Source organism: Phocaeicola paurosaccharolyticus JCM 15092 (assembly GCF_000613805.1).
In the GTDB taxonomy this organism is placed as follows: Bacteria; Bacteroidota; Bacteroidia; order Bacteroidales; family Bacteroidaceae; genus Phocaeicola; species Phocaeicola paurosaccharolyticus.
Genome location: NZ_BAJR01000018.1, coordinates 55,377 through 68,369, shown reverse-complemented (window position 1 = coordinate 68,369; position 12,993 = coordinate 55,377). Strand labels below are relative to the sequence as shown.

The window sequence follows — 12,993 nt, the reverse complement described above, 5'->3', positions numbered from 1 at the left end:
CCTGTGATATTAGTGAACTAATCAGAAGAAAACTGAAACAAAGTAATACAAATAATAGATCAATATATTTTATGTTTGATAACATCTATTCTCTCCTAAAAACGTCAGTAATAAAAAAGAAAAGGAGTTAAGATCCAACCTAACTCCTTGATTTTCAATGTCGGGGTGAGAAGATTCGAACTTCCGACCACACGCCCCCCAGACGCGTACTCTAAACCGGGCTGAGCTACACCCCGAATTGTGTTAACAAAAATAGTGATTAATTTTTTATTTTACAAAACCAAATTCTCAATTTAGCAGCCCATATACTCTCTATAGAAGTCGAGCATCTCCATGATATCCTCACGGGTAGCTGCATTATCTATCTTGATATCACCGACTTCAGATAGAAGAGTAAAGTTTATTATACCATCACTATTCTTCTTATCATGTTTCATAAAGTTGTAGAGGGTATCATAATCCTTACAATTTATTGGCAGCACTCCATAGTTTTCTTTAATAAACTGTATAGTCTTGTAAAACTTATCTTTAGGGAAGCCAACTCGGACATACGAGAAATAGAGCTCACATATCAGACCATAAGCCACGGCGTATCCATGAAGTATAGGCTTATCATTACTTAGACATAGACTTTCAAAAGCATGCCCTGCTGTATGACCAAGATTAAGAGCTTTTCGTATCCCTTTCTCAAAAGGGTCCATTTCAACGATATTTTCCTTTACCTTCACCGATTCTTCAACAAGTCTCTGAAGCTCTTGGTAGTTTATATTATCAAAATTAAACTTAAGTAGTTCAAGCCAATGTTTCTGATCACTAATAAGTCCGTGTTTAAGCATCTCCGCATAACCGGATAATATATTATACATATCCAGAGTCTTAAGGAACTCGGTGTATATAATTACTGAATCGGCTGGAGAGAACACTCCTATCTCATTCTTAAGACCATTGAAATTGATGCCTGTCTTACCTCCTACAGATGCATCTACCATAGCCAGAAGTGTTGTAGGAATATTAATATATTTCATACCTCTTTTGAAGGTTGAAGCAGCAAATCCTCCCAAGTCAGTAACCATTCCACCACCTAAATTAATAATAAGTGAATGGCGGGTAGCACCTTTGTCTCCTAACTCTTTCCATACATATGATAATGTCTCAATAGTCTTATTAACATCCTCTGCACCAATAATTACTATTTCAGCGCCTTTCATATAATCAAAACTTGAGATCAATGGCAAGCATAACTTACCTGTATGTTCATCTACAAGCACAAACACTTTATCGTGTGGACAATCTGACATAGCTTTCCAAAGATCTTCTTTCAGATTATCACATATTATTACCTTTTGGTTATTCATATGAGTAAGTTTTGAAGACAAAAGTAGACAAAATTCACTATTTTTGCTCTTTAATTTTAAATATTATGAAAGGAATTCTCCCTACTTATTGCAAAACGATGGGATATGCTATTCTTACATGCTGCATATTCCTGCCATTTATCTCATTCATAATGGGACATATCAACGATAGCAATTTTATTTTAATCAAAGCTGCTATCAAGGTTCTAATATGGATTGCACTATTCATGATCTTTATGGCAAGGACAAAGAATGAGAACGAAGAAACATCTGCAATAAGAGTAAAGTCATTATGCTATGCATTATACTTGATATTCATATACTACATAGTAGTGTTAGTGAAGGGAATTTATGTGGGCGACTTAAGTGGAGCGGACTCATCCGGACTGATTGTTTACATGGTATTCAATGTAATTTGTCTTGAATATAGTCTATTAAAACATAAAATTGATAAAATATATAAAAAATAAGGAACTCCTATTAAACCTTTGTAACGATATCTCATCATAACAAGCGTTGATATTTATTTAAAACTTGGAAACATTAAAGATGAAGAAACTTGGATTATTTTTATGTATGGTATTTACACTGTTTGCAGCAGCAGATGCTCAAGCTGATACCAAGAATATAACCCTTAACGGAAAAGTAATTGATAGTGAAGATAAATCACCCGTTACTCAAGCTACAGTTCAGTTATTGAGCTTGCCTGATAGCACAATGGCTGCAGGAAATGTAACCAACAATAGCGGTAATTTTTCTATAAGTGCGAAACCTGGAAAATATGTAGTCAAAGTTTCTTTCGTCGGCTATGTAAATTACATTAATCCAATACAACTATCAAGCAATAAGCCTGTAGTAAATTTGGGCACTATATCTCTATCATCTGATGCCATTATGCTAAAAGAGGCATTAGTAGTTGCAGAAGCACCTCAGGTAACAGTTAAAGAAGACACTCTTCTTTATAACTCATCGGCATATAGAACCCCTCAGGGAGCTATGCTAGAAGAGTTGGTTAGAAAACTTCCGGGAGCTGAGGTTTCTGACGATGGTACTATAAAGATTAATGGTAAAGAGGTTAAGAAAATCATGGTAAAAGGTAAAGAGTTCTTTGGTGGTGATGTTAAAACCGGTCTTAAGAACCTACCTGTAGATATGATTGAGAACCTTAAAACATATGATAAGAAGTCTGATTTGGCTCGTATAACAGGTATTGATGATGGTGAAGAAGAGACTGTTCTCGACCTTACCGTAAAGAAAGGTATGAATCAAGGCTGGTTCGGTAATATTGACTTGGGTGCTGGTACAGAACATAGATATACCGGAAATGCAACGATCAACTACTTCAATGATGACTCACAGCTTACTCTTATCTCGGGCGCAAATAACGTAAACAGCCAAGGTTTTTCAGGAGGTGGCGGAGCACGCTGGAGAAGAAATAATGGTCTGAATGCTACAAAAACAATTGGAGCAAGTTTTGCACACGACTCTCAGAAACTTGAAATAGGAGGTAGTGCAAGATATAACTACAGTGATAACGATCTACAGAGTATAGGATACTCTGAGAATTTCCTTAAAGGTGGTAGCACCTTTGCAAACAACAACCAATTCAGCAGAAATAAAGCAAAGGACTTCAATGCAGATTTAAGAGTTGAGTGGAAACCAGATAGTCTGACTAACATTATATTCCGTCCTAATTTCTCATACAGAAAAAGTAATGGCAACGGTTTTAATGAAAATGGTACATTCAATAATGACCCATTCTCCATTATATCAAATCCAAATGAATATCTGAATATTGATAACCTCACAGATGATCCTCTTGAAGCTATAAGAGTCAATCTACAGAACAGACAGTCTCTGTCTAAGTCAAGTTCAACAAATAGTGATGTAAGTTTGCAGTTAAATAGAAAGTTGAATGACAAAGGAAGAAATATTACTTTGAGAGGTAGCTTTGGCTATAGTGACAGTGATAATAGCAATTTTAATGAGTCGATGACACGTTACTTCTTACTTGACAAAGATTCTACAATGAATCAATATATAAAGACACCTACTATATCATATAATTATAGAGCTCAGTTTACATATAGCGAACCTATTGCTCAAGCTACTTTCCTTCAGTTTAGCTATAATTTTCAGTATAGATACAACACAAGTGATAAGAACACTTATGACTTAAATGGCTTTCCTGATTGGAATATCAGCAATCATCTTCCTTCAGGATATGAAGAGAATAGAGTTGATAGCCTAAGTAAAGAGGCAACTTATAAATACTTTAATCATGAGATATCATTGGGACTTCGATTCATACGTCCTAAATATCAACTTAGTTTCGGTGTGTCTGTTCTTCCTCAAAATACAAAACTATCATATCTGACTGAAAGAGCCGGAAACATATTAAAGATCGATACAACTCGTAACGTGATTAATTTCGCACCTAATTTGGACTTCCGCTACAAATTCTCTAAAGTTAGTCAGTTAAGAGTTACATATCGTGGAAGAAGCAGTCAGCCATCAATGGACAACCTTCTGCCTATTGCAGACTATTCAAATCCATTAAATATCAATGTTGGTAATGCCGGTCTTAAGCTTCATTCACACATAATATGTCTGCATTCTATAACACATTCAATGCTGATAAGCAGAGAAGTATTATAGCTAATTTGAATTTCAGTGCTACTCAAAATGCAATAAGCAGTAAACGTTCATATGATCCTGTCAGCGGTGTTAACACAAGTACTTACGAGAATGTTAATGGTAACTGGAATGCATTTGGTATGTTCGGATTCAGTACTGCACTTAAAAACAAGAAGTTTACTATAAACTCTTTCTCAAGATCTAACTACTCAAGTCAAGTTGGTTTCCAAAGTGACAATGTCAATGGAGGTTCATTGAGAAACAGAAGTACTACACTATCTGTTGGAGAGAACCTTAATGGCGCATACCGCAATAACTGGTTTGAATTTGGTATCAATGGTTCAATAGAATACTCATGGGAGCGAAGCAGCCTTGATCCAAGTAGAAACAGAGAGCCTTATACATTCTCTTACGGAGCAAATACAAGTGTATCATTACCTTGGAACATGAACCTGTCAACTAATGTTGTAAGCCAAAACAGAAGAGGTTATTCAGATGCTACAATGAATAAAAACGAACTTATCTGGAATGCCCAGATAGCTCAGACTCTATTCAAAGGTTCTACAACTGTAAGCTTCGAGATGTACGACATCTTGAAACAACAGAGTAACATATCAAGCAATATGTCTGCAATGCAACGTTCGGTTACTTCATACAACAGTATCAACAGCTACTGCATGGTTCATGTTATTTATCGTCTTAACATATTTGGTAGTAAAGCAACTCGTGATAAGATGATGAATGGCAGAGGAAACTTTATGCCTGGAGTAATGCCTGGTGGTATGGGTGGCGGAATGAGACCTGGTGGTATGGGTGGCGGAATGGGAGGAGGAAGACATCCATTCTAAATTCTGAACACTTTTTTTTAAAAACAATACTTATTAACGCCCTCAAAGGTTTACAAAACTTTTGGGGGCTTTTAATAAGTATACTCCATTTTTTTTTATAAGTTTGTCTTATAAGCTAAGTTATATGGAGTATTCATTTGCCTACGGCGATATATTTAATGTAGTCTTTAACATTGTCTATTTCATTACTATTTTATTTACAATTGTAATAATAGTTCTAGACAATAGAAGCCCCGTAAAGACGTTGGCATGGATTCTCGTGCTTTTCTTTCTTCCTCTTATTGGTCTGTTCTTCTATTACTTTGTAGGAAGGAATACACGAAAGAATAGGTTGATAAGCAAAAAAGGATTTACCAGAATCATTAAACGTCCTATGGCCGAATACCAGGCCCAGAAAGCATTTTATGGTAATATTGAGGGAAATAAGCTAATGAGCTTTTTCAAGAACATAAATAGCGCACTACCTTTTGAAGGAAATAGTCTGGAGACATATTCCGATGGCTACTCAATGGTCTCTTCTTTGATAAAAGAGATATATAAGGCAAAGCACCATATTCATATGGAGTTTTATATCTTCAATGACGATGCTCTAGGAAAACTTATTAGAGATTGCCTTATTGATAAGGCCAAAGAGGGGGTTGAAATCCGTGTACTGTACGATGATGTGGGGTGCTGGCGAGTATCAGATTCATTCTATGAAAAGATGAGAGGTAATGGTATAGAAGCTAAAGCATTTCTGAAAGTCAAATACCCACTTTTTACAAGCAAGATAAACTATAGAAATCACAGAAAAATTGTAGTTATTGATGGTAAAGTAGGTTTCATCGGTGGAATGAATATTGCCAACAGATATATAAAAGGTGTAAAGTGGGGCATATGGAAAGATCTCCACTCGAAGATTGAAGGCAAAGCCGTATATGGTCTTCAGACAGCTTTTCTTACCGATTGGTATGCCGTAGACCGTTCGCTCATTACTTCGTCCAAGTATTTCCCTGAAATGGAGGAAAAAGGCTCTTCCCTTATCCAGATAGTAACTTCAGACCCTGTTGGGGAATGGCATGATATAATGCAAGGCTACCTAATAGCTATAGAGAATGCCAAAAAGTATCTCTACATTCAGACCCCATACCTTTTGCCTACCGACTCAATATTACTTGCATTGCAGAATGCTGCTCTAGCAGGTGTGGATGTAAGAATTATGATACCAAAGAGAGGAGATACGTTCCTTACTCATATAGGTACACTCTCCTACCTATCCATGCTTATGGAGTCGGGAGTAAAAATATACATGTATAAGAAAGGATTCCTACATTCAAAACTTATTGTAATCGATGATATAGTCTCAACAGTAGGTTCTACCAACATGGATTTCAGAAGCTTTGAACATAATTTCGAGGTTAACGCCATAATGTATGACCGTGACTCGGCAATACACCTTAAAAACATCTTTTTAAACGATATGAAAGGATCTATGATATTATCTAAGAAAGCATGGGAAAAGCGCTCACTAAAGGAGCGCATGGCCGAATCCGCAGTACGTATTATGGCTCCACTTCTTTAAAGAAGGAGAAGTTCACACTTCCATAATGGCGCTGTTCAACAAAATTTGGATGCTTAGTGAAATCATTATCCTTACCATGTTCAAGAACAAACAGTCCACCATCTTTTAAAAGGTTATTTTTAAAAATAAGGTCAGGGATAGACTCAAGTTCCTTAAGTGCATAAGGTGGGTCTGCAAATATAAAATCGAACTTCTTATTGCATCTATCAATGTACTTGAATACATCTCCACGCAGAGTCTGACATTTATCTGTCTTGACCTCATTCATAACCTTAGTGATGAATGCGTAATGTTGTGGGTCTTTCTCTACAGAAACGACCTGATCGCAACCTCTGGATACAAGTTCAATACTTATACTACCCGTTCCTGAGAACAGATCCAGAGCAGTGACACCATCTTCAAAGTCAAAATAGTTGTTTGAAAGAACATTAAAAAGATTTTCTTTAGCAAAATCAGTTGTAGGTCGTGCTTTAAAAGAATGTGGTACGTCAAAACGACGTCTTTTATATAATCCGCTAATTACTCGCATAGTAATAAAGTTTGCATGTCAAAAGGAAAAGATTCAACTTGAGCAAGTGGTGCACGATTGAATTCTGCTCTAGGCATAAACCAAAATACATTAGGAACAAAGCGTTTCAACTCTTTATGCAACAACTCTTTATCCTTGATGTTGCCATTCAGAATTATCTCATCCTTTTGAACGTTGTATCCAAGATTATTCCAAACGCACAGAATATAGTAAAGACGATCGGACACCTGCTTGCAATTATATGAATTTAATAGTAAGAGCTTATCATTTTCAAAGCAAAATAGCTTGATATCGTGCTCTGAAAGCTGTATAAATATCTTTTTTTCTCCACTAATACGGCTCTTTCCTGCGTAGTAGTGAAGAAGAGAAGTAGCAGAGCACATCATTTCAAACTCATTAAAATGCTCCGAAATAATCTGATGACAGTATTTATCGACTCCATACAGCATTACTATATCTTCAGCTATGAGTTTATCGCTTAACACCTTCTCATTGTTTATCTTTGAATGATTGTAATAGAATATATCCCCATCGTTTCCCTCCTGATATAGAGAAGCCGGCAAAGCCATGAAACGTGAGGTGTTGAAAATAACAAAGACCTTTTTATACTCATGGTTCAACTCTTCAGTAGCAGAAAGCCACTTTTTAAGATTTGCCGATACTGAAGTAGATGGAGATATGTCAAATTTTGAAAACATAAAATCACTCTTATTCTGAGGATTTACAACGGAAAAAGAAAATCCATCCGAACTTACTCGGATGGACAAATTATACTCATTTGACTTTGAAAGGTCTATATTATCAATCATAATTATTCCCAGTTACCTGCGTTGTTGTTTGGCTGTTCAATATCACCAACTCTCAACCCAAGATATTTACCTAATTTTTTCTGTACATCTTTCAAGTTAAGCAATTCTTGCTTGCTTAATCCTTGAAGATAAGCATCATAAGAAGCTTGCGCCTGGAACAGATGCAAAGGAGCTCCTGATTTAGTAGTGTCATTACGCACTGCCATCTCAAACTGAGCACCATTTCCAAATGGAATATATCTCAATGAGTCAGCTGTAAATCCTTTTCCAAAAATAGTATCCGTTACAGCTACCCACATTGTATCTCGTTTAAAGTTTGTCAAACCAGCTTTCTGAACTTCTGACCAATTTCCTGTCTTTTTTGCTTTATTGATTATAGCCATTGCCTTCTTTTCAGTCATACCAGACTCTAACTGATCATCTGTCAAGATTCCTTCTTTCATTACAAATGGTAATTTTGAATTCTTAACAAAAGCAATCAATGTATCGAAACTAGCTGTATAGTTTCCATCATTAAGATTTCTATACTCCAACTGTGCTTTGCGGATATCAATCAATCGCGCAATAATTGCTTTTTCTCTGGATTCTTTAGCTGATTTGAAATCAATCGGCCCCATGATACTCCCATAGCAGACATAAATTAGCGCTACGATACAAGCAGCTAATACAATATTAATAATTGTTCTCATGATAAAATATGTGTTTTTTTAGTTTATATTCGTATCACAAAAATAAAATAAATATGCACAATCAAAGACATATTATCTTACTTTTTATCTCATAATTATGATTATTAATAAATTAATAGAGCAAATTAAAAGAAATTTTCCATATAAACCAACTTTGGAACAGGAAAAAGCAATCAATATGATTGCCGACTTCATACTGTCTACAAGGGACAAATCTTCTTTTATTTTAAAGGGATACGCTGGTACAGGAAAGACCTCACTAATGGCTTCATTGGTAAAAACAATGGATAATCTGGAGATGAAATGCATATTGCTTGCTCCAACCGGAAGAGCTGCTAAAGTGCTGGCAAACTACTCAAATCACACATCTTATACCATTCACAAAAAGATATACAGACAGAAATCTTTCTCCGGTGAATATGATAACTTCACATTAAACGATAATCTTCATTCGAACACAATTTTTATTGTTGATGAGTCATCAATGATAGCAAACGAGGGAATATCAGGAAGTATGTTCGGAAGTGGAAGATTACTCGACGATATGGTACAGTATATCTTCAATGACAAAGGTTGCAAACTGATGCTTATAGGTGACACAGCCCAACTTCCTCCAGTTGGTGAAGAAGAGAGCCCTTCCCTATCAGCCGACTTCATAAGAGGCTACGGAATTGAGGTTTCAGAGGCTGAACTTACTGACGTTGTACGACAACTTCATGAGTCGGGAATATTGTATAATGCCACCAACTTAAGAAAGTTGATAAGAAATGAGGAGTTCGACATTCTGCCAAAACTGAAGATTGATTTTTTCCCTGATATCAAGTCAATCAACGGAGGTGATCTCATTGAGACTATAAGTCAGTCATACAGCCAATCAGGAGTTGATGAAACTATTATAATCTGTCGATCAAACAAAAGGGCTAACATATACAATCGAGGCATAAGAAACACAATATTCTATCGTGAGGAGGAACTTACAAGTGGTGATATGCTTATGATAGCAAAGAACAACTACTACTGGTGTAATGACTGCAAGGAGATAGACTTCATTGCCAATGGCGATACAGCTGTAGTAAAAAGGATACGCAAAAGTGAAGAGATATATGGATTCCGTTTTGCACAAGTCCTACTCTCATTCCATGACTATGATGATATTGAGATAGAGGCTAAGGTACTGCTTGACACTCTAAACTCAGATTCTCCGGCTCTTCCTAAAGAGATGAACGATAAACTATTTCACTCAATTCTGGAGGATTATGCAGATATAAGAATCAAGAAAGAGAGAATTAAAAAGATGAAAGAGGATGTGCATTACAATGCCCTTCAGATAAAATATGCATATGCTATTACGGGACATAAGGCACAAGGTGGACAGTGGGAAAATGTCTTCCTTGACCAAGGATATATGAGTGATGATTATCTCACACCAGATTATTTCAGATGGCTCTATACTGCTATAACACGTGCAACCAAAACACTGTATCTTGTAAACTGGCCAAAAGAACAAATTGAAGAGTAAAAGAAGGAGATTTTTTACTTTTTTCTGCTATAAACAGATATAATTCAGAGAGTCTTTCTTATCCAAAGGCTTAGGACAATTATCCTAAGCCTTTGGATAATTGTTTAAAACTTTAGGATATATAAATTATGGGGTAAAACATAGTATTCACTTATAATACTAATATCTCATTTAGAGCTTAAATAAAAAATATCGCCCTTGCTACAAGGTTTGTAACAAGGGCGAATTTATATTATTCTGTTGAACAACTTTTTATAGTGCTGCTAATTCAACAACTTTATCTACTGCTGCATTAAGTCCGTCAACATTCTTACCACCTGCTGTAGCAAAATGAGCCTGACCACCGCCACCACCTTGTATCAGCTTAGCAGCTTCACGTACAATCTTTCCAGCATCCTTTCCGCTCTTAACAAGATCATCGCTCATCATTACAGTCAATAGAGGTTTTTCACCATCTACACTACCTATTACAACAAGCAGATTTTCTGATATCTCACCCTTAAGTTGGAATACCATGTCTTTAACAACATCTGCAGGCATTGGGATTACGCTCTTGATTATTTTAGTACCGTTTACCACAGTAGCCTTCTCTATAAGTCTTGCCTTAAGTTGGGAAGCTTTCTCCTTCATGAACTCTTCAACCTGTTTCTTAAGACCTGCATTCTCATCGATATATTTCTTTATTGCATTATTCAAATCAGGAGCATTGTTGAAAAGTGACTTGATATCAAGCAGTGTATCCTGAATTGTATCCATCAACTCCTCTACCTTCTCACCTGTTATTGCCTCGATACGGCGAACACCGGCAGCAACGGAGCTCTCAGAAATAATCTTAACCATTCCAATCTTACCAGTTGAAGATACATGAGTACCACCACAGAACTCTATAGAGCTACCGAACTGGATAACTCTTACCTCATCACCATATTTCTCACCAAACAAAGCTATAGCTCCAAGTTCTTTTGCATCCTCGATAGGTATATTTCTATGCTCAGTAAGAGCTATATTCTCTCTGATCTTAGCATTAACCATATGCTCTACCTGACGGATCTGCTCATCGGTTACCTTCTGGAAGTGAGAGAAGTCAAATCTTAAAGAATTTGGAGTTACAAGAGAGCCCTTCTGTTCAACATGAGTACCAAGCACTTCACGCAAAGCCTCATCCAAAAGGTGAGTACATGAGTGGTTAGCAGCACAAGCTGTACGCTTGTCTGTATCTACACATGCCATCATAGGAGCGTCCATATGCTCAGGAAGCTTCTTTACAATATGTATTGGAAGATTGTTCTCCTTCTTAGTATCAACAACTTCTATTGTTTCAAACTCGCTTACAATAACACCTGTGTCACCTACCTGACCACCACTTTCTGCATAGAAAGGAGTCTTGCTAAGTACAATCTGATATAGAGTCTGATTTTTTTGTTTTACCATTCTATAACGAAGAATGCTTGTCTCGTATTCTGTATAGTCATATCCTACGAACTCTGTTTCACCTTCGTTCAATGTAATCCAGTCGCCTGTCTCTACAGCAGCTGCATGACGAGCACGCTCTTTCTGTTTCTGCATATCTGCATTAAACTCATCCTCGTTTACTGTCATTCCATTCTCACGAAGAATAAGTTCTGTAAGATCTAATGGGAAACCGAATGTGTCATAAAGAGTAAATGCATCAGATCCGCTAATCTCTTTCTTTCCGGCTTTCTTAGCATCTTCCATAGTCTTGTCAAGAAGACGTATACCAGTCTCAAGAGTACGAAGGAATGACTCTTCCTCCTCCTTGATAACCTTACCGATAAGTTCTTGCTGAGCCTTCAACTCCGGATAAGCATCACCCATATTGTCGATAAGTACAGGAAGCAATTTATACATAAATGCATGCTTCTGGTTAAGGAATGTATATCCGTAACGAACAGCACGACGCAAGATACGACGAATTACATAACCGGCTTTAGCGTTGCTTGGCAACTGACCGTCAGTAATAGAGAATGCTATAGTACGTATATGGTCAGCTATAACACGCATTGCAACATCAGCCTGCTTATCTTTTCCATATGTTGTTCCTGCCATAGCAGCAATAGCCTTTATAATTGGTTGGAATACATCTGTATCATAGTTAGATGTCTTTCCCTGCATAGCCATACAGAGACGCTCGAATCCCATACCTGTATCGATAACCTTAGCCGGTAGTCCATCCAAAGAGCCGTCAGCCTTACGGTTGAACTGCATAAATACAAGGTTCCATATTTCGATAACCTGTGGGTGATCATGATTTACAAGATCGCGACCGCTTACTTTAGCGCGTTCTTCAGCAGGGCGAAGGTCAATATGTATCTCTGAACATGGTCCGCAAGGTCCTGTATCACCCATTTCCCAGAAGTTATCATGTTTGTTTCCATTGATGATATGATCCTTTGGAAGATATTGTTCCCAGAATGAAGCAGCTTCATTATCACGTTCCAGACCCTCCTCAGGACTACCCTCGAATACTGTTGCATAAAGGTGTTCAGGATTTAGCTTAAGAACGCCAACAAGATATTCCCATGCCCAGTTGATTGCATCTTCCTTGAAGTAATCACCGAAAGACCAGTTACCTAGCATCTCGAACATAGTATGGTGATATGTATCATGACCTACCTCTTCAAGGTCATTATGTTTGCCACTTACACGAAGACATTTCTGAGAGTCGGCCACTCTTTTATATTTGGCAGGATGGTTACCTAGAATAATATCCTTAAACTGGTTCATACCTGCATTTGTAAACATTAAGGTAGGGTCATCTTTTATGACCATGGGAGCAGAAGGAACAATATGATGTCCCTTTGATTCAAAAAAGCTTTTGAAGGAATCCCTGATTTCTTTAGCTGTCATCATGTCGCTTTTATATATTTTTTGATTATATTTTTCGAAATAATGTGCAAAGATAATCTGTTTTATCATTTTTAATGATATAATATCCTTAAAATATTGACTTTTGGATAATTAAAACATCATAGCCGAGCTGACTGACAAGCTTTTATTCCACTGCATAGAGCGTCCATTATATGGT

Annotated in this window: 8 protein-coding genes, 1 tRNA gene and 1 pseudogene; 4 read left to right on the top strand and 6 right to left on the bottom strand. The window is 36.8% G+C overall.

Going from position 1 to position 12,993, the window contains the following annotated elements; genetic code table 11:
* Positions 1-160: 160 nt before the first annotated feature.
* Positions 161-236 (bottom strand) — tRNA-Pro (locus JCM15092_RS08855).
* Positions 237-293: 57 nt separating this feature from the next.
* Positions 294-1,355, bottom strand: coding sequence for a 3-dehydroquinate synthase (aroB, locus tag JCM15092_RS08850; protein WP_024994351.1), 1,062 nt, complete (start codon positions 1,353-1,355; stop codon positions 294-296).
* Between the two features lie 65 nt (positions 1,356-1,420).
* On the opposite strand from aroB, the gene JCM15092_RS08845 reads away from it, so the two are divergent.
* From JCM15092_RS08845 to cls, 3 genes and pseudogenes are all read left to right on the top strand, one after another.
* Positions 1,421-1,825, top strand: a complete 405-nt coding sequence (locus tag JCM15092_RS08845) for a hypothetical protein (protein WP_024994350.1) — start codon at positions 1,421-1,423, stop codon at positions 1,823-1,825.
* A 79-nt stretch (positions 1,826-1,904) separates the two neighbouring features.
* Positions 1,905-4,840: pseudogene (locus JCM15092_RS15575) on the top strand (outer membrane beta-barrel protein).
* 124 nt (positions 4,841-4,964) lie between these two features.
* A complete protein-coding gene (gene cls / locus JCM15092_RS08835; protein WP_024994349.1) occupies positions 4,965-6,401 on the top strand; it encodes a cardiolipin synthase in 1,437 nt (478 codons plus the stop codon).
* On the opposite strand, the gene rsmD is transcribed toward cls, so the two are convergent.
* Genes rsmD through JCM15092_RS08820 form a run of 3 tightly spaced genes read right to left on the bottom strand, consistent with a single transcriptional unit; the run spans position 6,382 to position 8,428 of the window.
* Positions 6,382-6,930, bottom strand: a complete 549-nt coding sequence (gene rsmD, locus JCM15092_RS08830) for a 16S rRNA (guanine(966)-N(2))-methyltransferase RsmD (protein WP_024994348.1) — start codon at positions 6,928-6,930, stop codon at positions 6,382-6,384. The genes cls and rsmD overlap by 20 nt on opposite strands.
* A complete protein-coding gene (locus tag JCM15092_RS08825) occupies positions 6,921-7,739 on the bottom strand; it encodes a DUF3822 family protein (RefSeq protein WP_024994347.1) in 819 nt (272 codons plus the stop codon). Before JCM15092_RS08825 ends, rsmD begins: the two co-directional genes overlap by 10 nt.
* Positions 7,740-7,741: 2 nt before the next feature.
* Positions 7,742-8,428 carry a hypothetical protein gene (locus tag JCM15092_RS08820; protein WP_024994346.1) on the bottom strand — a complete coding sequence of 229 codons (687 nt, stop codon included), beginning with the start codon at positions 8,426-8,428 and terminating at the stop codon, positions 7,742-7,744.
* A 97-nt stretch (positions 8,429-8,525) separates the two neighbouring features.
* Here JCM15092_RS08820 and JCM15092_RS08815 point away from each other — a divergent pair, with 97 nt between their 5' ends.
* Entirely contained in the window at positions 8,526-9,947 is a 1,422-nt protein-coding gene (locus JCM15092_RS08815) for an ATP-dependent DNA helicase (RefSeq protein ID WP_024994345.1), read from the top strand.
* Positions 9,948-10,199: 252 nt separating this feature from the next.
* On the opposite strand, the gene alaS is transcribed toward JCM15092_RS08815, so the two are convergent.
* Positions 10,200-12,818, bottom strand: a complete 2,619-nt coding sequence (gene alaS, locus JCM15092_RS08810) for an alanine--tRNA ligase (RefSeq protein ID WP_024994344.1) — start codon at positions 12,816-12,818, stop codon at positions 10,200-10,202.
* Positions 12,819-12,993 lie beyond the last annotated feature (175 nt).